Annotated in this window: 24 protein-coding genes and 1 other annotated feature; of the genes, 19 read left to right on the top strand and 5 right to left on the bottom strand. The window is 36.2% G+C overall.

Features of this window, described 5'->3' with window-relative positions; translation table 11 throughout:
- The first annotated feature begins 1 nt into the window (after window position 1).
- The 13 genes from IEU51_RS03475 (at window position 2) to ilvA (ending at window position 14,871) form a co-directional block, all read left to right on the top strand.
- A complete protein-coding gene (locus IEU51_RS03475; RefSeq protein WP_186086792.1) occupies window positions 2-787 on the top strand; it encodes an ABC transporter permease in 786 nt (261 codons plus the stop codon).
- Window positions 784-1,851, top strand: coding sequence for an ABC transporter substrate-binding protein (locus IEU51_RS03470; RefSeq protein WP_186086795.1), 1,068 nt, complete (start codon window positions 784-786; stop codon window positions 1,849-1,851). The genes IEU51_RS03475 and IEU51_RS03470 overlap by 4 nt, the downstream gene beginning before the upstream one ends.
- Before the next feature lie 68 nt (window positions 1,852-1,919).
- Window positions 1,920-2,759 carry a DUF4064 domain-containing protein gene (locus IEU51_RS03465; protein ID WP_186086798.1) on the top strand — a complete coding sequence of 280 codons (840 nt, stop codon included), beginning with the start codon at window positions 1,920-1,922 and terminating at the stop codon, window positions 2,757-2,759.
- 172 nt (window positions 2,760-2,931) lie between these two features.
- Window positions 2,932-3,906 carry a bile acid:sodium symporter family protein gene (locus IEU51_RS03460; protein WP_186086801.1) on the top strand — a complete coding sequence of 325 codons (975 nt, stop codon included), beginning with the start codon at window positions 2,932-2,934 and terminating at the stop codon, window positions 3,904-3,906.
- Between the two features lie 17 nt (window positions 3,907-3,923).
- Window positions 3,924-5,624 (top strand): dihydroxy-acid dehydratase, encoded by a 1,701-nt coding sequence (ilvD, locus tag IEU51_RS03455; RefSeq protein WP_186086804.1) that lies wholly within the window; start codon window positions 3,924-3,926, stop codon window positions 5,622-5,624.
- Between the two features lie 133 nt (window positions 5,625-5,757).
- Window positions 5,758-5,985: a binding site (T-box leader), on the top strand.
- 56 nt (window positions 5,986-6,041) lie between these two features.
- Complete coding sequence (ilvB, locus tag IEU51_RS03450) at window positions 6,042-7,751, top strand: biosynthetic-type acetolactate synthase large subunit (protein WP_186086807.1); 1,710 nt, start codon at window positions 6,042-6,044, stop codon at window positions 7,749-7,751.
- Entirely contained in the window at window positions 7,739-8,212 is a 474-nt protein-coding gene (ilvN, locus tag IEU51_RS03445; RefSeq protein WP_186086824.1) for an acetolactate synthase small subunit, read from the top strand. The genes ilvB and ilvN overlap by 13 nt, the downstream gene beginning before the upstream one ends.
- Before the next feature lie 20 nt (window positions 8,213-8,232).
- Window positions 8,233-9,255, top strand: a complete 1,023-nt coding sequence (gene ilvC / locus IEU51_RS03440; protein ID WP_268234185.1) for a ketol-acid reductoisomerase — start codon at window positions 8,233-8,235, stop codon at window positions 9,253-9,255.
- An 18-nt stretch (window positions 9,256-9,273) separates the two neighbouring features.
- Window positions 9,274-10,812, top strand: a complete 1,539-nt coding sequence (locus IEU51_RS03435) for a 2-isopropylmalate synthase (protein ID WP_186086829.1) — start codon at window positions 9,274-9,276, stop codon at window positions 10,810-10,812.
- Window positions 10,812-11,882: a 3-isopropylmalate dehydrogenase gene (leuB, locus tag IEU51_RS03430; protein WP_186086832.1), complete on the top strand. Its 1,071-nt coding sequence runs from the start codon at window positions 10,812-10,814 to the stop codon at window positions 11,880-11,882. Before IEU51_RS03435 ends, leuB begins: the two co-directional genes overlap by 1 nt.
- Before the next feature lie 3 nt (window positions 11,883-11,885).
- The gene (gene leuC / locus IEU51_RS03425; protein ID WP_186086835.1) at window positions 11,886-13,286 is read left to right on the top strand and encodes a 3-isopropylmalate dehydratase large subunit; all 1,401 of its coding nucleotides are present in this window, start codon (window positions 11,886-11,888) and stop codon (window positions 13,284-13,286) included.
- Window positions 13,287-13,303: 17 nt separating this feature from the next.
- Window positions 13,304-13,903, top strand: coding sequence for a 3-isopropylmalate dehydratase small subunit (gene leuD / locus IEU51_RS03420; protein WP_186086838.1), 600 nt, complete (start codon window positions 13,304-13,306; stop codon window positions 13,901-13,903).
- 41 nt (window positions 13,904-13,944) lie between these two features.
- A complete protein-coding gene (ilvA, locus tag IEU51_RS03415; protein WP_229713819.1) occupies window positions 13,945-14,871 on the top strand; it encodes a threonine ammonia-lyase in 927 nt (308 codons plus the stop codon).
- Window positions 14,872-14,910: 39 nt separating this feature from the next.
- On the opposite strand, the gene IEU51_RS03410 is transcribed toward ilvA, so the two are convergent.
- Window positions 14,911-15,531 (bottom strand): YktB family protein, encoded by a 621-nt coding sequence (locus IEU51_RS03410; protein WP_186086841.1) that lies wholly within the window; start codon window positions 15,529-15,531, stop codon window positions 14,911-14,913.
- 80 nt (window positions 15,532-15,611) lie between these two features.
- Here IEU51_RS03410 and IEU51_RS03405 point away from each other — a divergent pair, with 80 nt between their 5' ends.
- Window positions 15,612-16,439: an inositol monophosphatase family protein gene (locus IEU51_RS03405; RefSeq protein ID WP_186086844.1), complete on the top strand. Its 828-nt coding sequence runs from the start codon at window positions 15,612-15,614 to the stop codon at window positions 16,437-16,439.
- 273 nt (window positions 16,440-16,712) lie between these two features.
- On the opposite strand, the gene IEU51_RS03400 is transcribed toward IEU51_RS03405, so the two are convergent.
- Together IEU51_RS03400 and IEU51_RS03395 are read right to left on the bottom strand one after the other, a co-directional pair.
- Entirely contained in the window at window positions 16,713-17,258 is a 546-nt protein-coding gene (locus tag IEU51_RS03400) for a hypothetical protein (protein ID WP_186086847.1), read from the bottom strand.
- Between the two features lie 150 nt (window positions 17,259-17,408).
- The gene (locus IEU51_RS03395; protein WP_408634872.1) at window positions 17,409-17,597 is read right to left on the bottom strand and encodes a DUF5325 family protein; all 189 of its coding nucleotides are present in this window, start codon (window positions 17,595-17,597) and stop codon (window positions 17,409-17,411) included.
- Window positions 17,598-17,704: 107 nt separating this feature from the next.
- Here IEU51_RS03395 and typA point away from each other — a divergent pair, with 107 nt between their 5' ends.
- Both typA and IEU51_RS03385 read left to right on the top strand, forming a co-directional pair.
- Entirely contained in the window at window positions 17,705-19,546 is a 1,842-nt protein-coding gene (gene typA / locus IEU51_RS03390; RefSeq protein WP_186086853.1) for a translational GTPase TypA, read from the top strand.
- Between the two features lie 48 nt (window positions 19,547-19,594).
- Window positions 19,595-19,912 (top strand): YlaH-like family protein, encoded by a 318-nt coding sequence (locus IEU51_RS03385; RefSeq protein WP_268234177.1) that lies wholly within the window; start codon window positions 19,595-19,597, stop codon window positions 19,910-19,912.
- A gap of 46 nt (window positions 19,913-19,958) precedes the next feature.
- On the opposite strand, the gene IEU51_RS03380 is transcribed toward IEU51_RS03385, so the two are convergent.
- Window positions 19,959-20,429 carry a hypothetical protein gene (locus IEU51_RS03380; protein WP_186086856.1) on the bottom strand — a complete coding sequence of 157 codons (471 nt, stop codon included), beginning with the start codon at window positions 20,427-20,429 and terminating at the stop codon, window positions 19,959-19,961.
- Window positions 20,430-20,572: 143 nt separating this feature from the next.
- Between IEU51_RS03380 and IEU51_RS03375 the strand changes: the two genes are divergently transcribed.
- Both IEU51_RS03375 and IEU51_RS03370 read left to right on the top strand, forming a co-directional pair.
- Window positions 20,573-20,866 (top strand): YlaN family protein, encoded by a 294-nt coding sequence (locus IEU51_RS03375; RefSeq protein WP_186086859.1) that lies wholly within the window; start codon window positions 20,573-20,575, stop codon window positions 20,864-20,866.
- A 39-nt stretch (window positions 20,867-20,905) separates the two neighbouring features.
- On the top strand, window positions 20,906-22,099 hold the full coding sequence (locus IEU51_RS03370) for an FtsW/RodA/SpoVE family cell cycle protein (protein ID WP_186086862.1): 1,194 nt from the start codon (window positions 20,906-20,908) through the stop codon (window positions 22,097-22,099).
- 27 nt (window positions 22,100-22,126) lie between these two features.
- Here IEU51_RS03370 and IEU51_RS03365 read toward each other — a convergent pair whose 3' ends face one another.
- On the bottom strand, window positions 22,127-23,035 hold the full coding sequence (locus tag IEU51_RS03365; RefSeq protein ID WP_186086865.1) for a COX15/CtaA family protein: 909 nt from the start codon (window positions 23,033-23,035) through the stop codon (window positions 22,127-22,129).
- 312 nt (window positions 23,036-23,347) lie between these two features.
- On the opposite strand from IEU51_RS03365, the gene cyoE reads away from it, so the two are divergent.
- Window positions 23,348-24,247 carry a heme o synthase gene (cyoE, locus tag IEU51_RS03360; RefSeq protein ID WP_186088361.1) on the top strand — a complete coding sequence of 300 codons (900 nt, stop codon included), beginning with the start codon at window positions 23,348-23,350 and terminating at the stop codon, window positions 24,245-24,247.
- Window positions 24,248-24,272: the final 25 nt, after the last annotated feature.

Here is a 24,272-nt window from a genome sequence, read left to right as displayed (position 1 = left end):
GATGAACACATTAAGCAAAAGTTTTTTAACACTGATGATTATTTTCTTGTACTTCCCAATTCTCTATCTCGCGTTCTATTCGTTCAATGCAGGTGGAACAATGTCGAACTTTGACGGTTTCACATTAGATTACTATAAGAGTGTAATCGAAAATAAAGCGCTCATGACAGTCTTAATGAATACTATAGCAGTAGCACTTATTTCAAGTGGCATTTCTACTGTGATTGGTTTGTTTGGCGCATTGTTTCTTTACTTTATTAGACAAAGGTATGTGAAAAATACGTTATTAACTTTAAATAACGTATTAATAGTGTCACCTGACGTGATCATCGGCGCATCACTGTTAATTCTATTCTCGTTATTTGGAATTACATTAGGTAGTGTTAGCGTCATTCTAGCGCATGTTGCATTTAGTGTCCCAATTGTTGTACTCATGATTTTACCGAGTCTTTATCAGCAAAATAACAATTTGGTACTTGCAGCACAAGATTTAGGAGCAAGTGCATGGGATGTCTTAACAAAAGTCTTAATACCGAATATAAAGCCAGGTATATTTGCTGGATTCTTAATGGCACTTACGTATTCTCTTGATGACTTTGCAGTGACATTCTTTGTGACTGGTAACGGATTTAGCACATTATCGGTAGAAATTTATGCAATGGCAAGACGAGGAATTACACTCGAAATCAACGCGATATCAACTGTGATATTTGTCGTTGTTTTAATCATCGCAATCATTTACTACTTTGTATCGGACAAAAATATAAAGAGAGGTAAGACGACATGAGATTTTTAATTTCATTAATTGCAACAAGCTTAGTTGTTGGCGGACTCTTTTTATTTGGTACGAAACTATTGAATCATTCGTCAAATGCCGAGAAAGATGTGTTATATGTTTACAACTGGGGCGAGTATATTGACCCTGAACTAATCAAGCAATTTACTGAAGAGACAGGAATTCGTGTCGTTTATGAGACATATGATTCTAATGAAGCGATGCTTGTAAAAATCAAACAAAAGCAACGCTATGATGTCGTATTCCCGAGTGAATATACTGTTGAAAAGATGAAAAAAGAGGGATTACTAATTCCGATTGATCATAGCAAGATACCGAATATCAAAAACATAGATGAGTCATTCTTAGACCTTCCATTTGATCCAGGAAATGAATATTCTCTTCCATACTTCTTTGGGACTGTAGGTATTCTCTATAATCCAGAAACAACTCAAGGCATTGACTTTAGTTCATGGGAAAGTCTTTATGATGAGACACTTGTAAACAATGTTCTCCTAATTGATGGTGCACGAGAAACGATTGGGTTTGCACTGAATAGTGAAGGGTATTCTTTAAACTCAATAGACAAATATGAACTCAAACAAGCTGAAAGAAAACTAGAATCGCTTTCACCGAATGTTCGTGGTATCGTTGGTGATGAAATTTCTTCTATGATGAGAGAAAATGAAGCGAAAGCTGCTGTTGTATGGAGCGGAATGGCGATGGATATCATGTATGAGAATGAAGAGTTACAGTACGTGATTCCTGAAGAGGGCACAAACCTTTGGTTTGATACAATGGCAATTCCAAAATCTGCTAAAAATATTGATGGTGCTCATCAGTTTATCAACTTCCTATTAGAAAAAGATGTTGCATTACAAAATACAGATTGGGTGGGCTATGCCACTCCTAATAAGGCTGCTTTTGAAGCGTTAGATGAAGAAGTAAAAAGTGCTAAGGAATTTTATCCGGATAAAGAAACGATGGCCACGCTTGAGGTTTACCGAGATTTAGGTCCAAAGTGGACAGAATACTACAATGAATTACTATTAGAATTTAAAATGTCACTAGATTAGTGTTTTTCACTATAGATTTCAGGGTAAAAACAATTATAGAACAGAAACTTACTTCGGAGGTAATTAATATGGTTAAAGAATACACACAGGTTGTGCAACCAGTCAGCCGTGTTCCTGAAAAAATATTCGGGTGGATTGGGTGGATTGCGCTACTCGCATTAACAGCGTATCTTGCATTCTTCTCATTATTCACTGCGAGAGATCCACAATTCATGGAGTCGATTCGTATGAACGCACAAGATGCAGTTCAAGGAACTGACCTAACAGTAGATGAGCTCATGCAGGTTATTGAAGTTACCACTCAAAACTTTTGGTTAGCTGCAGTCATTTTATTAATTCCATTAATCATTGCATTCTTTGGTTTAATTAAAATGAGAAAACGTATTTTAGCAGGTATTTTATTACTAATCGCTGCTATTATTATTGCTCCATTTGTAATTACTTTATTCTCTTCACTGATGTTCGTGATTGCGGCAATTCTATTATTTGCTCGAAAAGATAAAGTGATTACTCAAGGCGCAACGAATGAGTATATCAACAGAAGACCAGATTATGCGAGAGATAATTATGACAGAAACGACCGTTCAATCAAACAGAATCGTGACGATTTTGAACGAGACGTTGAAGATCACAACCAAGAAGAACTGAATCGAATTAGAAATAGAAATGAATCTCAATATGAGCGTGACATCGAATCTCATAATCAAAGAGAATTAAACAGAATTCAAGACGAACGTGACGGTTATGATGATTTAGAAAAAACACGTCAATTTAGTGCAGTTGATGAAAACCTTAAATCACAAGATGTAGACTATCCTGTAACTGATGAAGAATACAATTACGATACAGAAGACGCAGCACGTACAAGAAGAGAAAATGTAGATCGCCGCAATAACGACGATTTATAATATAGAAATAGGATGACGACACCGTCATCCTATTTTTTGTTCCAAAATAGTCTAAAACCATCAAATGAAAACGTATTTATTCGGAATTATCTGATATTTTAGTAAAATGCTCTTTTTATATTTTGAATTTTCTGATAACATTACATGTATTACATTTTTGGAGGAACACACAATGAAATCATTGACTCGATTTAGTACATTTATTGGTAAAACATTTGCCATCTGGGTGCTTATCTTTGCAGTACTTGCTTTTATGATTCCAAATCTTTTTTCTTGGATCGCACCTTATATTAACCCGTTACTCATGATTATCATGTTTGGAATGGGACTAACACTTACAACACAAGATTTTAAAAATGTGTTGAAGGCTCCGTTTAAAATTTTAGTTGTGGCTGTCGCGCAGTTTGTCGCGATGCCAATCATTGCAGTTTCTCTCGTTTTTCTATTTAACTTACCTAAGGAAATTGCGATTGGAGTTATCTTAGTTGGATGTTGTCCAGGAGGGACTTCTTCGAACGTAATCACATATCTTGCGAGAGGGAACGTGGCTTTATCTGTTACTGCTACTTCAGTAACAACGCTTCTTGCACCAATCGTAACACCAGCATTAACTTTATGGCTTGCAGGAGCATACTTACCTGTTTCATTTAACAGTCTGTTTTTATCGATTGTAAAAATTGTTTTAATTCCTATTATCCTAGGTTTTGCTGTTCAATACTTCTTTGAGACTACGACACAAAAAGCAGTTGGTTTACTGCCACTCATTTCTGTAGTAGGGATTATCGGTGTATTAACAGCAGTTGTTGCGAACAACACAGAAAACATTATTAAATCAGGATTACTCATTTTAATTGTCGTTGTATTACATAACGTACTTGGATATGTGCTTGGTTATTTTATTGGTAAGTTGTTTAAATTCAATCTTGCAGATAAAAAGACGACATCCATCGAAGTGGGTATGCAAAACTCTGGTCTTGCTGCAGCGCTTGCTACAACACATTTTGACCCGATTGCCGCTGTGCCAGGTGCTATTTTTAGCATATGGCATAACTTCTCAGGTAGTATTGTTGCAAATTTCTACAGCAAAATGAGTGAAGATAAAAACAAGAAAAAATCTAAAGTTTATACATTAGAAACTGAAATTTAATATAGGAGTGTTTAAACTTGGTAGAGAAAAAAGATCTTAGAATAAAGAGTCATGTCTATACAGAAAGTAATATTAAAGCACCAAATAGAGCGATGCTTCGTGCAGTCGGTTTTACTGACGAAAGTTTTGAAAAACCACAAATTGGCGTTGCTGCAAACTGGGCAGAGACAACACCTTGTAATATTCACTTAAATGATCTTGCCCAATTTGCAAAAGAAGGTATCAGTGAAGCAGGTGGAGTACCAATTCAGTTCAATACGATCACGGTTGCTGATGGAATTGCGATGGGTACACCAGGAATGAGATTTAGCTTACCTTCAAGAGATATCATCGCGGATTCATTAGAAACAGTCGTCGGTGGTCAAAACTTAGACGCATTAATTGCAATCGGCGGATGTGATAAAAATATGCCTGGCGCAGCAATTGCGATGGCGAATATGAATGTACCTTCAATATTTGTGTATGGTGGAACAATTGCGCCAGGAAAACTTAATGGTAAAGATATTGACTTAGTAAGTGTGTTCGAAGGTGTCGGTAAATGGAACAATGGCGACCTCACAGACCAAGAATTAAACGCAATTGAATGTAATGGCTGTCCAGGACCAGGTGGATGTGGAGGTATGTACACTGCAAACACAATGGCATCTGCGCTTGAAGCGATGGGGATGTCATTGCCTGGATCTGCATCTAACCCTGCAGCTACGAAAAATAAAGAAAAAGACGTTTACGAAGCAGGTAAAGCGATATTGAACATGTTAGAACTCGGTATTTATCCAAGAGATATCATGACGAAAAAAGCTTTTGAAAATGCGATTACAGTTGTCTATGCACTTGGTGGCTCTACTAACGCGATTCTGCATTTACTCGCGATTGCACATGCTGCTGAAGTGGAACTAGACATTTCTGACTTCAATAGAATGCAAGAAAAAGTCCCACATTTAGCTGACTTAAAACCTTCAGGTAAATATGTTTTCCAAGATTTATTTGAGGTTGGAGGTGTCCAAGGTGTTATTAAATATCTTTATGAAAATGGTTTAATTCATGGAGATTGTATTACATGTACTGGTAAGACAGTTGCAGAAAACCTAGAAGAAATTGAACATCTAAAAGAAGGACAAGATGTTATCATGCCGCTGGAAAATCCTAAACGTAAAGATGGACCGCTTATAGTATTAACAGGTAACCTAGCACCACTTGGTGCTGTTGCGAAAGTATCAGGCGTAAAAGTACGAAGACATGTTGGTCCTGCAAAAGTATTTAATACTGAAGAAGCAGCGACTGAAGCGGTAATGAATAACGAAGTTGAAAAGGGCGACGTTGTTATCGTTCGCTACGTTGGTCCTAAAGGCGGACCAGGGATGCCAGAGATGCTGTCTTTATCATCAATTATTGTTGGGAAAGGTCTCGGCGAGGATATTGCACTCGTTACAGACGGACGTTTCTCAGGAGGTACACATGGACTTGTAATTGGACACGTTGCACCTGAAGCCCAAGATGGTGGACCAATCGCACTTGTGGAAACTGGAGATGAAGTTACAATCGATCAAGATACAAAAGAACTCTCGTTCAAGATTAGTGAAGAAGAATACAAAGCTCGTAAAGAAAGATTAGTTTTACCTCCGTTATACAATAAGGGTGTACTCGGAAAATATGCACATATTGTGTCTAACTCATCGAAAGGTGCAGTTACAGATTTCTATAACAGGGATGATTTATAAGCCTTTGTAAAATAAATTAACTTAAAATTAAAAGAATTTAGAAAATTCATGAAAAACACTTGCGTTTTTGTTTGGAACACTATATTATTAGTTTCAACATTGAATTTTCTGAAAATTTAAATAACAATTATAAAAATACACATTGAAGGGACAACATGCTACTATAACGTATTTCAAAGAGATCAAGCGGATGGTGAAAGCTTGAATTACGTGAGTAGCATTCTCACCCAGAGTTCAGCTTCTGAAATTAGAGTAAGAGTTTGCGGCACACACCGTTACATGTGAACTACATACGTAGTGAGGCGTTTAGTTTAAGAACGCAAATTTTGGGTGGTACCGTGAAGACCTCTTCTCCCCATTGACATTCAACTGTCGGGGAGAGAGGTCTTTTTATTTTTACTTTGGAGGAGGCACACGATGAATTCACAAACAAACCATTTGAAAACTGGTGCGGATATCTTAATTGAAGCACTTGTTCAGGAAAACGTGGAATATTGTTTTGGTTATCCTGGAGGTGCAGTGTTACCAATATACGACGCACTATATAGATCAGGTGAATCACTTGAACATATACTATGTAGGCATGAACAGGGATTGATTCATGCTGCAGAAGGATATGCAAGAGTAAGCGGAAAAGCCGGAGTCGTCTTTGCAACAAGTGGTCCGGGAGCAACAAATTTAATTACAGGAATCACGGATGCAATGATGGACAGCTTACCAATCGTCATCTTTACAGGACAAGTTGCTCAAGCAGTGATTGGAACAGATGCATTCCAGGAAGCAGATATCATTGGGATTACAACTCCAATCACAAAGCATAACTTTCAAATACAAGATGCAAGAGATATAAAAAAGATTGTGAAGGCGGCCTTCCACATTGCAACAACAGGAAGAAAGGGTCCAGTACTTGTTGATATTCCTAAGAATATTCAAGAGACAATCATTACACAACAACACGATGACAAAATTGATTTACCAGGATATCAACCGAATGTGATACCACACATGAATCAAATCAATAAATTAAAAGAAGCATTAAGAAATTCAGAGCGACCAGTTGTGTTAACTGGTGCAGGACTTGGAGTGTCTGGTGCTGAAAAAGAATTCAAAAAATTTATTGATACGTATCAAATACCAGTGGTATCCACGTTACATGGATTAGGCGTTTTCGATGGAGAGCATGAGTTGTTCTTAGGAATGGCTGGTATGCATGGCACGTATTCAGCAAATTTGGCAATACATGAAGCAGATTTGCTTATCAATATTGGATCACGATTCGATGACCGTTTAACAGGTGCAATCCGATCATTTGCACCAAATGCAATTGTGTCACATATCGATATTGACCCAGCCGAGATTGGAAAAAACATCCATACACATATTCCAATCGTTGCGGATGCAAAAGAAGCGTTAGAATCACTAAATAAAGCACACATTAAAACTCATAGTATAGGGGCCTGGAGAGATAAAGTACTGGCTCTAAAGAAAGAATATCCACTGTGGTATAAAACAGGAGAAGAATTGATATCACCTCAGTGGTTATTAGAACAAATTTATGAAATTACTAATGGCGATGCAATTATAACGACAGACGTTGGTCAACATCAGATGTGGGCGGCACAATTCTATAAGTTTAAGAAGCCAAGACGATTCGTTACAAGTGGTGGCCTTGGCACAATGGGATTTGGTGTACCTTCAGCAATTGGGGCACAACTCGCATTTAAAAATGATGTTGTTGTTTCAATTAATGGTGACGGTGGATTCCAGATGAACATGCAAGAACTTGCCACAATAAAGGAGAAGAACCTTCCAATCAAAATTATTATCATAAATAACGAAGCACTTGGAATGGTGAGACAGTGGCAGGAAAAATTTTACGACGAGAGATACTCAAGCTCCCTTTTGAGTGCCAACCCAGACTTTGTGAAGTTAGCTGAAGGATTTGGCATAAAAGGTATGAGAGTTAAAGATGAAAACAAGGTAAAAGAATGTTTAGAAGAAGCATTTAATTATGATGGACCTGTTTTAATCGATGCTAGGGTACAGAAACTGGATCTTGTATATCCGATGGTGCCAGCTGGCAGAGGTAATCATGAAATGATCGGGGTGAAATCATGCGACGCATAATTGTTTTAGACCTAATAAATTCAAGTGGTGTCTTAAATAGAATTACTGGAATGTTGAGTAAAAGAAATTTTAATATCCATTCAATTACCGGCGGTCCTTCTGAAAGTGGGACAACAAAGATGACTGTCGTTGTTGATATCCCTAAATCATTAGGAGCCGAGCAGCTTACAAAACAATTAAATAAACTCATCGATGTCCTAAAAGTGACAGATATTACTGAAGAATCTTTCGTTGAACGAGAGCTCGGGATGTTTAAAGTTAATGTGAGTCGTATAGAAAGAAGCGAAATTGAAGCAATCGTACGTCCGTTCAGAGCACGAGTCTTAGATATTTCAACTGACTCGATGATTATTGAAGTGACGGGTGTACCTTCAAAAATAGATGCTTTCTTTGATCTTATAAAACCGTATGGAATTGAAGCAGAATCAAGAACAGGAATTACAGCCTTCACAAGAGGCTGAATTATAAAAGCATAAAATTAATCGAAAGTAGGAAAAAGATTATGGCTAAAGTTTATTATGAAAAAGATATCAATGTAAAAGATTTAGAAGGCAAAAAAATTACAGTAGTAGGATATGGCTCGCAAGGACATGCACATGCTCAAAACTTAAAAGATAACGGATATGAAGTTACTATCGGACTTCGTGAAGGTAAGTCAAAAGAACGTGCAGAAAAAGATGGTTTTGAAGTGAAATCAGTTCGAGAAGCAGTTAAAGATGCTGATGTAACAATGATTTTATTACCAGATGAAAACCAACCTGCTGTTTACAACAATGAAATCCATGAGAATTTAAAAGAAGGATCAGCGCTCGCATTTGCTCATGGTTTTAACGTTCACTACAGTCAGATCGTACCAAGAGAAGATGTGGACGTATTCTTAGTTGCACCAAAGGGACCAGGGCACTTAGTTCGACGCACATTTGTTGAAGGTGCAGGTGTACCTGCATTGTTCGGTGTTTATCAGGACAAAACAGGTACTGCGCGTGAGACAGCTCTTGCTTATTCAAGTGGAATTGGCTCTGCACGTGCCGGAGTATTAGAAACGACGTTCTTAGAAGAAACTGAAACAGATCTATTCGGAGAACAGGCAGTATTATGTGGGGGATTAACTTCACTTGTAAAAGCTGGTTTTGAAACATTAACAGAAGCGGGGTATCAAAAAGAGCTCGCTTATTTTGAAGTATTACATGAATTAAAACTCATCGTTGATTTAATGTACGAAGGTGGCCTTGAAAATATGAGATATTCAATCTCAGATACAGCTCAGTGGGGTGACTTCGTAAGTGGACCAAGAGTTGTAGATGCAGATACGAAGAGCAGAATGAAAGATATTTTAACAGATATCCAAGATGGTACATTTGCAAAAGAGTGGATCTTAGAAAATCAAGCTGGTAGACCAAGGTTTAATGCAATTAATAGACGTGAAAAAGAGCATCCAATCACAGAAGTGGGAAGAGAACTTCGTGCACTGATGCCATTTGTTGAAAACCCAATTAACGAATAAGAAAAGGAATGTATGTGTATGACTCGAATTAAAATTTTTGATACAACTCTAAGAGATGGAGAACAATCACCTGGTGTAAATCTAAATAAAAGTGAGAAACTTGAGATTGCGAAACAGTTGGAAAAGCTTGGAGTAGATGTGATTGAAGCGGGATTCCCAGCGGCAAGTGTTGGGGATTTTGAAGCAGTAAAACTCATCGCTGACACAATTAAAGATTCGACAGTAACTGCACTCGCAAGATGTGTAAAAAGCGATATTGACCGTGCATGGAGCGCACTCAAAGATACTAAAAATCCGCGCATTCATGTGTTTTTAGCAACTAGCCCTATACACATGGAGCATAAGCTCAAAATGAATGAAGATGAAGTGATAGAGACTTCTGTAGAATGTGTCGCTTATGCTAAAGAAAAATTTAAGGAAATTGAATGGTCTGCTGAAGATGCAACACGATCAGATTTAGACTTTTTAGTACGCATTATCACAAAGGTAATAGATGCAGGAGCAACTGTAATCAATTTACCGGATACAGTTGGATTTACAACTCCAGAAGAATATGGTGCTATGTTCAAATATATAAGCGAGAATGTTCCTAATATCGAGAAAGTTGAATTATCAACACACTGTCATAACGATCTTGGTCTTGCAGTTGCAAATACACTTGCAGGAATTGAAAACGGAGCAACACAAATTGAAGTATCGATGAATGGTATTGGCGAAAGAGCAGGAAATGCTGCATTAGAAGAAGTTGCCGTATTACTTCATATTAGAAAAGATTTTTACCCGTATCATACACGTGCAGTCTTAAAAGAAATTAAAAGAACGAGTGATCTTGTATCCAATCTTTCAGGTATGCAAGTTCAACGTAATAAAGCAGTCATTGGCCAAAACGCGCATTCACATGAATCTGGGATTCACCAAGATGGCGTGCTCAAAAATAGAGAGACATACGAAATCATTACTCCAGAACTTGTAGGTGTGACTGATGCAAATACAATTTTCATAGGTAAACACTCAGGATCTCATGCATTTAAAGAAAAAATCGCAGAGTTTAACATGTCTTTATCAGATGAAGAGTCGAAAGCCGCATTTAAAGCATTTAAGAAAATTACAGATGTTAAAAAAGATGTCACAGATGATGATATTTATGCAATTCTGATGGAGATTAAATCAGAATCTGAAATGGTAGAACGATATCGTTTGAATGATTTCCAAATTAATTATGACGAAGATGGTGTGTGTACGGCACAAATCGAAATGGTATTTCCAAATGGTACAGTACGTACTTCTAAAGGTTCTGCATTCGGTAGTGTTGAAGCATTGTTTAAAACGTTTGTATCAATGATTCCATATACAGTAAACGTAATAGACTATTCAATGCGATCAGTAGGTAAAGGTAAGGATTCATTAGCGGAGGCACACCTTAAAGTTAACATCGAAAATCAACAGATTACAGGTCGTTCAACAAATCAAGATGTACTAAAAGCGTCACTTGATTCTTATATCAATGCAGTAAATAGATTTATGATTCATGAAAAACAAAAGGCAGGTGCGTATTAATGGCCAAAAAAATTGTCTTATTGCCTGGAGATGGTATTGGACCAGAGATTATGGAATCTGCAGTAAGAGTAATGGATCAGATAAGTAAAAGCTTTAATGTAACATTCAGTTACGAAACAGCAGATATTGGGGGAGTGGCAGTTGATAATCATCACACACCTTTACCACAAACGACAATTGAAGCATGTAAAAATGCAGATTCAATTTTACTCGGTGCTGTAGGAGGACCAAAGTGGGATAATATCGAAGTCAGTAAGCGTCCAGAACAAGGATTACTTGGGATTAGAAAAGCATTGAACCTATTTGCTAACTTGAGACCTATTCGTGTTTATAAACCGCTTGTTCATGCTTCCCCGTTAAAAAGTGATCGTGTCGAAGGCGCTGATATCTTAATTGTTCGTGAACTCACTGGAGGACTTTATTTTGGAACACCAAGAGAACGTAGAGATAATGGCAATACTGTTGTAGATACTCTCCAGTACACAAGGGAAGAGATTAAACGCATCATGCATATTGGTTTTCAGTCAGCAATGGGACGAAGTAAGAAATTAACATCAGTAGATAAAGCGAATGTCTTAGAATCATCTAGAATGTGGAGAGAAATTGCAGAAGAAGTATCGAAAGAGTATAAAGAGGTAGAGCTTGAGCATTTACTTGTGGATGCTGCAGCTATGAAACTCATTACAGAACCAAAGTCATTTGATACTATTGTTACTGAAAATTTATTTGGTGATATTTTAAGTGATGAAGCGTCTATTATACCGGGTACAATCGGAGTACTTGCATCTGCTAGCTTGAACGATAAAAGTCTTGGGTTATTCGAACCGATTCATGGATCTGCACCAGACATAGCAGGTAAGGGGATTGCTAATCCAATCAGTATGATTTTATCAGTTGCTATGATGCTACAACACTCATTATCTATGCCAAAAGCAGCTGAGGTAATTGAAAAATCCGTAGAACGTGCACTAGATGAAGGATATCATACAGGCGATTTAGACATGGATGGAAAAGTTTTAAATACGGTTGAAATGACGGACAAGATTATTGAATTTATGAGGGAGGAGTAGTCTATGAGTAAAGAGACAATTATTGAAAAGATTTGGAATAAGCATGTGGTGTATAAAGAAGAAGGTAAACCAGATATTCTCTACATTGACTTACATCTTATTCATGAGGTGACTTCTCCACAAGCATTTGAAGGACTTAGACTCGCAAATAGAACGGTCCGTCGTCCGGATTTAACTTTTGCAACTATGGATCATAATGTACCGACTAAAAATGTCGAAGAAATCAAAGATAAAATTGCAAAACAGCAACTAGACGCTTTAAGGGAAAACTGTAGTGAGTTTGGTATTAAACTTGCTGGAATGTTCCACAAAGATCAAGGTATTGTACACGTCATTGGGCCACAACTGGGGTTAACACAACCCGGTAAGACAATCGTGTGTGGAGACTCACATACATCGACTCACGGTGCATTTGGTGCACTTGCATTCGGTATTGGTACAAGTGAAGTTGAGCATGTATTTGCAACACAAACATTGGCTCAAGAGAAACCTAAAACGATGAATGTTAAGGTGAATGGTGACCTGCCAATTGGTGTTACGGCAAAGGACTTAATCCTTGCGATTATCGCTAAGTTTGGAGTGAACTTCGGTACAGGGTATGTAGTTGAATACACTGGACAAGCAATTCGGGATCTTACTATGGAAGGGCGTATGACAGTTTGTAACATGTCTATTGAAGGCGGTGCACGTGCTGGTTTAATCAGTCCAGATGAGAAAACAATCGATTATCTATATGGACGTAAATATGTGCCTAAAGACGAAGAAGCATTTGAAGCACTTAAAGAAGAATGGCTAAATCTTAGAACGGATGACGGTGCAAAATACGATAAAACAATAGAAATAGATGCGACTAAAATCGAACCACAAGTATCATGGGGAACAAACCCATCGATGGTTGTACCAATCACAGGCAAGACACCAAAAATAAGCGAAGTGGATAATAAAGATGAAGTCATGAGAGCTTTAGAATACATGGGACTTGAAGAGGGTCAACGTATCACAGATATTGATGTTTCACACGTATTCATTGGATCTTGTACAAATAGTAGACTAAAAGATTTAAAACGAGCAGCAGAGATTATTAAAGGCAAAAAAGTTAAAGAAGGCGTAAAGGCAATTGTTGTACCTGGCTCATTCTTAGTTAAAGAAGAAGCAGAGACAATTGGACTAGACAAAGTATTTACTGACGCTGGATTTGAATGGAGAAATTCAGGGTGTTCAGCTTGTCTTGGAATGAACGATGATATTATTCCAAGCGGTGGACGTTGTGCATCAACATCTAACCGTAACTTCGAAGGTAGACAAGGAAACGGTGCAAGAACACATCTAGTCAGCCCTGAAATGGCAGCAGCAGCAGCGATTGAAGGACGTTTTGTAGATGTTAGAGCATATAGTTTTGCATAATATTAGGAGGGAGTCCGATGGAAAAATTTATAGCACATTCAGGTAAGGTTTTCGCTCTTAATAGAGAAAACATAGATACCGATCAGATTATTCCAAAACAGTTTTTGAAACGTATTGAGCGTACAGGGTTCGGTGAGTTTGTATTTTATAATTGGAGATATGATGACGACGGGAATCTTCGCTCAAACTTCCATCTAGATGATGAGGAATACAGCGGTGCAAGTGTATTGGTTACAGGACCAAACTTTGGATGTGGGTCAAGTCGTGAGCACGCACCATGGTCATTATTAGATTATGGATTTAAGGTGATCATTGCACCAAGTTTTGCAGATATATTTTATAATAACGCATTTAAAAATGGTATTTTGCTTATTACATTAGATGAGGAAAAAATTGAGGAATACACTGAGAAAAGTCAAAGTGGTGACTTTAATCTAGAAATTGATTTAAAGAATAAATGGATTAAAGAATCAAGCGGTGAAATTACGCCGTTTGATATTTCAGAGTATCATCGTGAGAAATTATTAAATGGTTGGGATGATATTTCTCTAACATTGTTACATGAGGATAAAATCAAAGAATACGAGGAGCGTGAAGTGCCAGTGGGGATTATTTAACTGGCGATTTAATTAGAGATGCATGGGAGAGTCTTCAAGGCGTGTCTCAAAAAACACCTTTAGTTACATCGCAAACGACAAATGATATAACAGGTAAGACTGTATACTTTAAAATGGAGAATCAACAAAAAACTGGTGCATTTAAGTTTAGAGGCGCAAGTTTTAAGTTAAAGAAGTTAACTGATGAAGAATTAAATAGAGGTGTCGTAACAGCATCTGCAGGTAATCATGCACAAGGTGTTGCATTAGCAGCATATAAATTAGGTGTTAAAGCAACGATTTATATGCCTGTGAATACACCTATACAAAAGGTTCGAGCAACTGAAAGCTATGGGGCAACTGTCGTTCTAATTGGAGAAAGTTTTGATGATGCATATCATGCATCACTCGAGTTTCAAAAAGAAACCGGTGCAACGTATGTTCATCCATTTGATGATGTCCATGTAATAGCGGGACAAGGAACAATCGCTAGGGAAATGATTGCGGAAATTAAGAATCTAGAATGTATTATTGTACCGATTGGTGGAGGGGGTCTCGCTTCAGGCATTGCATTTACAGCAAAGTCAATTAATCCGAATATTCGAATTATTGGAGTTCAAGCATATGGTGCAAAAGCGATGTATGAATCTTTTCATCAAAATAAACATGTTGTACTTGAAAAAGTAGATACAATTGCGGACGGCATTGCAGTGAAAGAACCAGGAAAGATTACTGAACAGGCATGTAAAAATTATGTGGATGATATTGTGACGGTAACGGATGGTGAAATCGCCAATGCGATGATCTATATGTTAGAGAGAAATAAGACATTAGTTGAAGGAGCTGGTGCGAGTCCACTCGCATATCTACTGTATCACCATAAAGATATTGTAGAGCAAAATATTGGACTAGTGATCAGTGGAGGTAATGTTGATATCAGCCGATTTGGAGAATTCCATAAACTTGCTAATGAATATACTTCGTATTAAAAGAGACACCGTACAATAAATGTACGGTGTCTTTTAACATCAATCATTATTAATATAAAATTTTGAAAGTATTTTAAATGTTTCTTTAATATCTTCCAAGAAACTATTGTCTGTCTTTAATGCATCACTATCTGGATAATATATTTTTCCGATTAGAAATTCGCCTTTTTTAACGTGAGCTAATCTTTCTAGCCCTTTTTTAATTTCAGCTTCATCTATATCACTAAGGAGTAACTTATCAGGTTTCATATGATCGAGTGTAATAAAGAAGTCTTTACCAAGCGATTCAATATCATCAATCTGTTTCATCCAAATTTTACTCGCGTATTGTTTACCGGGTGCTTCGTAGATAATGCCATATTGTACAAATGCATGGTCCTTAAACAATCCAATTTGGAAATTTGGCAACATTTTATATCCACGTTTGTTCGTTGAGAATGCAACCCATGTATCATCAGGTGGATTGATTGTACGGCGTGCATGCTTTGCAACATGCGGGAAGTGTGCTTCACCAGTTAATTCAGTAAGAAAAGGTGTGAGGTCTTCACCAAGATTCTCTAACTTAGGACGTGTGATTTCAATGAGTTCTTCCATTCTATTTTCAAGACCCTCAATTTTAAACACGTCAAAATCTCGTTTAGTAAATTTATATTTAGTCATTATGTCCTCCAGTAGTATACTTTTATATCTATTCTTGTATGATAAAATAGATATAAGAAACTTTCAAATGGAGGGATTCAATGAGTGTTTACTTGTTTGCAAAAGAGTTAATAAGAAATAGTGGGGCATTTATTAGGAATCGTATGGAGGAGTCCTTTCAAGTAGAAAGTAAATCAAATCCAAATGACCTTGTAACAACTGTAGATTTGGAAACTGAACAATATATTAGAGCGAAAATAAAAGAAATTTACCCAGAACATAATATTGTAGGAGAAGAATATGAAGCTGATATAGTAGACAGCAAGTCTGGCTATCTCTGGATTATTGACCCAATTGACGGGACTTTAAACTTTGTTCATCAAAGGGAGAACTTTGCGATTTCAATTGGTATTTATAAAGATGGCGAACCATATGCTGGGCTCATCTTAGATGTCATGAAAGATAAACTAGTTTCTGCTGAAGTGGGTAAAGGTGCATTTGTAAATGATGAAAAACTAGAAACAGTAAAGACTTCACATCTCTCAGATTCACTTGTCGGAATTAGTCATAAATGGTTAATAAGAGAGGATATTAAAGCGCCACTCATAGAAATTGTAAAAGAGTGCCGTAGCCCAAGATCCTTAGGTAGCGCAGCACTTGAATATGCACAACTCATCGAAGGGAGAATTGAAGCGGCTATGTTCTTTAGACTTTCTCCATGGGATTTCTCAGGAGGAAAAATTATTGGTAATGAAGTAGGGATTATTACAACGGATTTCTTAGGCAGGCAAAATAATTGGCTAGAACAAACAAGTGTTCTTGCGACAAATGCAGTTTTACAAAAAGAAATAACAGATATTATAAAAAAAGATGATGGTTTTATCTTGGCACATGATACGTTCCATAACATTCATAAAAGTGACCTTTAGGTGTTACTTTGTTAAAGTACTTTTTTAATATCGATTGAATTCGGTAGAGTGAGAGTTTACCTCCTAAATGAGCGTAGACCTCACTTTTTTTAAATGGTCTTTGGAATGCAAACGTAATATAGGAATATACTAACTCCTCGATATCAAATATCGATGGACAGTCTAGACAGTTTAGTACATGTGTATTCACTTCAATATTTAATGAGTGACAATTGATACATTTTAGCCCTGTTTTAAATGTATCGTTTATTTCATCTTTCTTATCAATGAGATTTAAAACAGGGCGTTGAGCTTTTTTGATTGACTCGTATTTTCAATTCTTTTTAAATAGCTTGATAGTGTACGTGGTGTTAAAAAAGGATAGTTTGATTGACCAATGAGTGAAAAAGATTCATCTAAGACTACATAATTTAAGAAAATTGGTTTCTTAAATCCATCTTGTTCAATCTTAGTATCTTTGATTACATTGTAGTAGGCGTCACCTAGATTTAAATCAAGTACGGGAAGGTTGTTTTTAAGTAGGATATTAAACGGATTAATAGTATGTAGACCAGTAAGATCTAAAATTTTAAAAAGATGGACGGTTGTAGAAGTGACAATCATTGCTTCGATTGTTTCTTTTTTATTCTCGATGGGTAATGTTAAATGCCAATAGATTTCGATTTTAGAATGATCGATTTTTTTGAGATAGGTGTTAAACACAGATTCTAATACATTCATGCGTTTTAAATGTGCATATTCTTCTAGCTCTTCTTCACTAAATGAAACACGGTTATAAAGGAACTCATAGACCTTGAGTTTATCGTTTTTAATTTTCATGTAGTCACCTCAAGTTTTTTTCAGTATATAAGTTGCTACAAAAATGTTCAAAACGTGATTTTTGAATTTTCGAGATAAAAAAACACAGTCCGTTATAAACAGTAGGTAAAAAGATTATAGACTGTGTTTAGATTAAAGTTTAATTTAATTTTATAACCAATCGTTTTCTCTATACCGTTTTTTAAGAGTAAAGCCTACACCGAATGTAGCAATGAATAGACCAACAGTGAAGATTGCAAGTAGCCACATTTCTTCAACTAAAAGAACTGCAAATACGACCATGAGTAAGACTGCAAAAATGGCTAAAATTAGAAATGGTGCTTTTGATTTTGGTTTCAAAAGTGACGCCTCCAGAAAAAATAAATATTTATAGTTATTGTAGCACATATAATAACATTCATTGTGATATAATATTTTAGTTAGATACACAGATTGAAGGGAATTATTTGATGAACTTAAGAAAAGATATCAGAAACATTGCAATTATTGCCCACGTTGACCACGGAAAAACGACACTTGTAGACCAGTTACTCAAACAATCAGGAATCTTCCGTGCAAACGAACATGTTGCAGAACGTGCAATGGACTCAAATGACATTGAAAGAGAACGCGGAATTACAATCCTATCAAAAAATACAGCGATTGACTATGAGGGTGTGCGTATTAACATTCTAGATACTCCTGGACACGCTGACTTTGGTGGAGAGGTTGAACGTATTCTTAAAATGGTAGACGGCGTAATCTTAGTTGTCGATGCTTTTGAAGGAACAATGCCACAAACGCGTTTCGTATTAAAGAAAGCATTAGAAGTTGGTTTAAAACCATTAGTAGTTGTAAACAAAATTGACAAACCACAAGCACGCCCAACAGAAGTAGTGGATGAAGTATTAGAATTATTCATTGAACTTGATGCAGATGATGATCAGTTAGAATTCCCAGTTGTATACGCATCAGCAATGAATGGTACAGCAAGTCTTGATCCAAAACAGCAAGATGAAAACATGAAATGTTTATATGACACAATTATTGAAAGTGTCCCAGCACCAATTGATAACAGTGATGAGCCATTACAGTTCCAAGTTTCATTACTCGATTATAATGATTACGTTGGTCGTATTGGTATTGGCCGTATTTTTAGAGGAGAACTTCATGTTGGTGAACAAGTATCCCTTATAAAATTAGACGGTACAGTTAAAAACTTCCGAATCAGCAAAATGTTTGGTTACTTTGGATTGCAAAGAGATGAAATCGAGAGTGCAAAATCTGGAGATATCATTGCTTTATCTGGACTTGAAGATATCAATGTAGGTGAAACTGTTACACCTACAGATGTTCAAGAACCAATGGAAGCGCCAATTATTGATGAACCAACATTACAAATGACATTTTCAGTAAATAATTCACCATTCGCTGGTCGTGAAGGTAAATTTGTTACAGCACGTAAAATTGAAGAACGTTTAAATGTTCAATTAGAGACAGACGTATCATTAAGAGTAGATCCTACAGACCGTCCAGACGCATGGAAGGTGTCAGGTCGTGGTGAACTTCACTTATCTATTCTTATCGAAAACATGAGACGTGAAGGATTTGAGTTACAAGTATCTAAACCAGAAGTAATCATTCGTGAAATCGATGGTAAAAAAATGGAACCATATGAACGTGTACAAATTGATGTACCAAGTGAATATGCAGGTTCTGTAATTGAATCGCTTGGAACTCGTAAAGGTGAAATGGCAGATATGACTCAGAGTGCAAATGGACAGACGCGTCTAATCTTCCATATTCCTGCACGTGGACTAATCGGTTATTCCACAGAATTCATGTCGTTAACGCGTGGTTATGGTATACTTAACCATACGTTTGAAGGCTACAGACCATTACTCAAAGGTCGTATTGGTGGGCGTAGAAATGGTGTACTTGTTTCTATGGACAAAGGTTCAGCTAGCACGTATTCAATTCTTAATTTAGAGGACCGTGGTACAAACTTCATGGAACCAGGAACTGAAGTATATGAAGGAATGATTGTTGGTGAAAACTCTCGTGATAACGACTTAACTGTTAACATCACTAAAGTTAAAGCAGCAAACAACATTCGTTCAGCAACAAAAGAACAAACACAAACTATGAAACGTCCAAGAATTTTAACGTTAGAAGAAGCGCTTGAGTATATCAATGAGGATGAACTTGTTGAAGTGACACCAGAATCAATACGTATGCGTAAAAAGATTCTAGATAAAGGTGAAAGAGATCGCGCTGCGAAAAGAGAAAAAAAGAAATCTGAGGAGTGAAATTAGTTGTTTTTCCCTCAAGTATTGCTGAATACGGGTGCGAATTTATTGGATAACAGACTTTCATTTTTTGCGAGATTGTTTGGAGTAGATACAAATCCAGAAGTAGGCATGTGGTTATTGTTCATCGCAATTTATCTATTGGCTGTACTTTCGTACGTGCTTGGTTTTGCAAAGAAAATTAAGCTTTGGCAAAATATTGTTATCTATATTTTGATGTTTATTGGCTGTATACCACTCACGTTATTTGGTGCGTTTTATCCAGTAGCAGAATGTATGGTAGTTATTGCAGCGGTTATGGGAATCTATAGATTTAGACTCCACCAAGATAAGAAAAGTGGCAAGATAAAAGTAAAGAGTGAATAATAGACAAACTAAAAATGCATTCCCAGATATTTGGGAATGCATTTTTTTAAATAAATTCTATTTTAGTCACGTATTCATAACGTTCAAGGAGTAAGTTGTTTTCGATGATTAATATATCAATCATACCATCGTCGTATAAACGTTTACCTTCTTTTGAAAACTGAGCATAATGACTGTATCGATCTTTATAAGGTAATTCAGTTACTCCATCTTTATGAGTAATTCTATATGTAAATGTCTCTGGTTCTGCATATTCAAGGAATGGAGAGAGATTCATTACAAATGTACCTTCTAAAAGCTCTTGTTTTGTTGATTTAAATTGCTTTTCAGTTTTTAAAGTTGGAGGTAGTGTATCACCTTCAATGATTTGTCTATTCCATTCTTTATTATCTTCGAACGAGATTTCATCTTCAGAAGATACTAAAGTATCTAGGTGTAATTTTCTATCATCAAAAATCCATGCACTAGAATCTAGTGTGATTGTAAACTCTACTTTTCCAGAAATTGTTAGTAACATTGTGGTGCTCCTTTCATATTCAAATTAAAGTATAACAGTTTTTTGAATTTGTACATATTTTATTGTTCATATTTCTGGTCTCTCTTGTAAAACTAAACCATGTAGAGTAATATTTAATTGAGATATGAAAGGGGTTGTCTCATGTGTCTGACATCGAAACTCTAAGCCGATTGGCTTACGAACAACTAGAAATAGATGCGAATCGAATTGTACAACTCATCGAAGTTCAAATGGCTAATTTGACAATGCCACAATGTCCTGTATATGAAGAAGTATTGGACACTCAAATGTTTGGTTTGTCTAAAGAAATTAACTTCGCTGTGAGATTAGGTCTCATTGATAAAGATAGAGGTAAGGAGATTTTAGAACACCTTGAAAAAGAAGTTTCTAAAGTTCATGATGCTTACTATAAACATAAAGAAGAAAATCGAGTCTAGAGAATAATCTTTAGACTTTTTTAAATTGGAGAATTTTTTATGGAACAAAAGAAAGTTAAAAGCAAGACAACGATGCAGCTGAATAAGTACATAGATTATACAATACCACTCATCTATATCATCCTAGCAGTAATTGGACTTATCACGATTCTTAGCGCTACGATGGTGAGTGCAGGTCAAAATCCAAACCTGGGTTACAATCCTGCATATTATTTTAATTCACAGTTAAGATATGTGATTATTGGATCCACAGTGTTCATGTTTATGCTTTTCTTCACGAAGAGCAGCTTTTATAAACAAACATGGTTACAAGTTGCTATGGTCTTTGGAATCGTGATTTTACTCATATTAATATTAGTGATGGGTGACGAGGTTAACGGTGAGAAAAACTGGGTGAGAATTGGTTTCATCAATATTCAAGGTTCAGAATTCTTGAAAATTGTTGCGATTCTATATTTAGCTTATATCTATGATCTTAGAAATAAAGTACACAATGGATTAGAAGCAACGGACTGGAAACACTTAGCGCCTTTTGGAATTATGCTAGGACTCGGTGCTTGGATATTAAATAACGACTTTGGTACTGGTTTAATTATATTATCAATTATTTTTGGAATGTTTTTTTATTTAAACTTTCCGAGAAAATATACATTTTATATTGTTGGAACAGTAGTCATAGGTTTAGCATTATTTGTACTCGCGTTTATTATATTTGATGGTAGTTTTATACCCACTTATCAAATGAACAGAATACAGACATTTATGCATCCCTTCCAAGACACGTTAGGTAGTGGATATCAGCTATCTAACAGCTTGATTGCAATATCACATGGTGGATTATTTGGAACTGGACTTGGAAATGGAATCATGAAACTTGGTTATATTCCAGAACCACAAACAGATTTTATTTTTGCAGTATTTGCAGAAGAATTTGGTCTCGTTGGAGTAATCATAGTACTCTTACTTTATGCATTTTTAGTGTATAAATGTTTCTATTATTCAACAGTATCTAAAGATCTATTTTTAAAACTAATCACATTTGGGATTGGCATTTATATAATAGTTCAATGCTTCTTAAATATTGGAGGAATGTCACGTGCGTTACCATTAACTGGTGTGCCGTTACCTCTCATGAGTTTTGGAGGATCGAGTTTTCTTAGTATATCGATTGCTTTAGCACTTCTTTCAATTGCAGCAAAAGAAATAAGGTATAGAAGAAGCTTAGAGAAATAAATAAGGCTTGGGAAATTTCCCCAAGCCTTATTTTTCTCTATATTCATTTCTAGATAATAATAAGATGTAGTAACAAAGCATTCCGAACAGCAAAGTGATGAAGAGTGCGTGGAATAGGGCAATGAAGATATTCACATATGTAAATATAGTAAGAGCTCCTGTAAGTACCTGAAGTAGTAACAGTACAAACATAATTGTCCAACCATTTTTAATCACTCTATAATTACTGTAATGCTTATATACATGGATTAGTGCAATGACCATCCACACAAATAATATTAGAACTAAAAATCTGTGACCCATCTGAACCCACTGATAGAAGTTCGTTGGAATGATTTGATTTGGCATACAATGAGGCCAAGATGTACATGCAAGTGACGCATCTGCATGTCTTACTAGAGCACCACTATAGATTACAAAATAGATAAAAATTGTAATACCAATCGTGTGATTTCTAAGCGTTTGTTTAATAATTAAATCTTTAGTATCGAATTTCTGATCGACGTGAAAGACGAGTAATGTAAGTACAAATACTGCAGCAAAACAAATAAGTGAAATACCAAAGTGTGCTGCTAGAACAAAATCTCCGTGCCAGAGACCGACTACTGCAGCTGCACCTACTAATGATTGAATTAATATAAATGATAGTGATACATAGACTAAAAATTTAGTCTCACGTACATGTGACATTTGTCTCCATGCCATAACACCAAATAAAATTAGAAAGATAATTGCTAGTCCAGATACACCTCTGTGTGCAATCTCTATTATTGTGTCGAGTGGCCAATCTTTTGGAAATAACTGTCCGTGACAGAGTGGCCAAGAATCTCCACACCCTTCAGCGGAACCAGTTTTCGTTACAAGTGAACCTCCGATTTGAACGAAAATCATGATCAGGGTTGTTATCACTGCGACAATTTTCAAGTTTCTATACAAAATGTAACACCCCAAGTTTCCTGAGTTGCTTATGTTTTACAATTAATAAATATAAACTAAATAAACTGTTCTTGCAATCATTAAAGTTAATAAATAGACTTAACAAATCGTAAATTTGTGGTAAAATCAATATGTAAATGGCAACTCACTATAGTATAGAATAGAACCAAAGGTTCAAAAATGACTATTAATGAACATTCTTTGAACTTTGTTAGTGAAATTTAGACTTATACTATAGATTAAGCTTGTAATATCCTTTATCATTATAAGGGAGAAGTGTCTTTGAAGGGAGGCGTATAGATGCATGGAGAAATGTCTAGCAATAGACAACATCTGACAGTCAGTAAAAGAATTAGTGCATTCAGAGTATTAATTAAAGAAGGAATTATAAAAGCGAACTTGATTCCCGCATTTGCTGCAGGATTCTTAGCAGTAATGTATTATAATCAGTCATTTTTTAAATCCATCCCTGTGTTATTACTCATGTTACTCGCAACAACTCTTTTAATCGGCGGTGTCTGTGCGTTGAATAACTACTACGATCGCGATATCGATAGTGTTATGTCTTCAAAACAAGATAGACCAAGTTTAGACGGTACTTTTTCAGGTCCTGACATTTTGAAAATTGGTTTCTCAATGGCAGTGCTCGGAGAGATTATTCTCTTCATGATTAACAGTACGGCGGGTGTTATTGGATTACTTGCAGGTTTTGGATATGTGGTGCTCTACTCTATATATTCTAAACGACATCTTGTATCAAACACCGTTATTGGTGCATTGCCTGGCGCAGCACCACCGTTGATCGGTTGGGCAGTTATTGAACCAAACTTACATATCCTCGCGTGGGCGATGTTTATTGTAATGTTCATTTGGCAACCACCGCACTTTTATGCACTAGCAATTAGAAGAAGTGAAGAGTATAGCAATGCACAAGTACCAATGTTACCTTCAGTTAAAGGTAATAAACGCGCGATGTATTCAATCGTTATGTGGATCGCTTTACTTATTCTCACACCGATTTTAATGGCAGAACTTGGAACTTGGTTTGTAGTAGTCTCAAGCTTACTTAACTTAAGTTGGCTCGTAATTGCTCTAAACAAGTTCAAACCTATTGAAGACTATAATCGTTATGCCGGGAGAGTATTTGTCTTCTCGTTGAATTACATTCTTATATTCTATGTGATGATCATAGTTGCCGGACTATTAATCTGAACATAATCTTTTGAAAGTGGGGTTA

It is taken from the genome of Phocicoccus schoeneichii (assembly GCF_014635565.1).
GTDB classification, from domain to species: Bacteria; Bacillota; Bacilli; order Staphylococcales; family Salinicoccaceae; genus Phocicoccus; species Phocicoccus schoeneichii.
The sequence above is the reverse complement of the archived record's forward strand: the minus strand, read 5'-3'. Positions and strand labels throughout refer to the sequence as shown.

Bases quoted from the DNA above. Each gene is read 5' to 3' on its own strand.
- IEU51_RS03475 (WP_186086792.1), top strand. From the start codon at position 2: ATGAACACATTAAGCAAAAGTTTTTTAACACTGATGATTATTTTCTTG.
- IEU51_RS03470 (WP_186086795.1), top strand. From the start codon at position 784: ATGAGATTTTTAATTTCATTAATTGCAACAAGCTTAGTTGTTGGCGGA.
- IEU51_RS03465 (WP_186086798.1), top strand. From the start codon at position 1,920: ATGGTTAAAGAATACACACAGGTTGTGCAACCAGTCAGCCGTGTTCCT.
- IEU51_RS03460 (WP_186086801.1), top strand. From the start codon at position 2,932: ATGAAATCATTGACTCGATTTAGTACATTTATTGGTAAAACATTTGCC.
- ilvB (WP_186086807.1), top strand. From the start codon at position 6,042: ATGAATTCACAAACAAACCATTTGAAAACTGGTGCGGATATCTTAATT.
- ilvN (WP_186086824.1), top strand. From the start codon at position 7,739: ATGCGACGCATAATTGTTTTAGACCTAATAAATTCAAGTGGTGTCTTA.
- IEU51_RS03435 (WP_186086829.1), top strand. From the start codon at position 9,274: ATGACTCGAATTAAAATTTTTGATACAACTCTAAGAGATGGAGAACAA.
- leuB (WP_186086832.1), top strand. From the start codon at position 10,812: ATGGCCAAAAAAATTGTCTTATTGCCTGGAGATGGTATTGGACCAGAG.
- leuC (WP_186086835.1), top strand. From the start codon at position 11,886: ATGAGTAAAGAGACAATTATTGAAAAGATTTGGAATAAGCATGTGGTG.
- leuD (WP_186086838.1), top strand. From the start codon at position 13,304: ATGGAAAAATTTATAGCACATTCAGGTAAGGTTTTCGCTCTTAATAGA.
- IEU51_RS03410 (WP_186086841.1), bottom strand. From the start codon at position 15,531: ATGACTAAATATAAATTTACTAAACGAGATTTTGACGTGTTTAAAATT.
- IEU51_RS03405 (WP_186086844.1), top strand. From the start codon at position 15,612: ATGAGTGTTTACTTGTTTGCAAAAGAGTTAATAAGAAATAGTGGGGCA.
- IEU51_RS03400 (WP_186086847.1), bottom strand. From the start codon at position 17,258: ATGAAAATTAAAAACGATAAACTCAAGGTCTATGAGTTCCTTTATAAC.
- IEU51_RS03380 (WP_186086856.1), bottom strand. From the start codon at position 20,429: ATGTTACTAACAATTTCTGGAAAAGTAGAGTTTACAATCACACTAGAT.
- IEU51_RS03370 (WP_186086862.1), top strand. From the start codon at position 20,906: ATGGAACAAAAGAAAGTTAAAAGCAAGACAACGATGCAGCTGAATAAG.
- cyoE (WP_186088361.1), top strand. From the start codon at position 23,348: ATGTCTAGCAATAGACAACATCTGACAGTCAGTAAAAGAATTAGTGCA.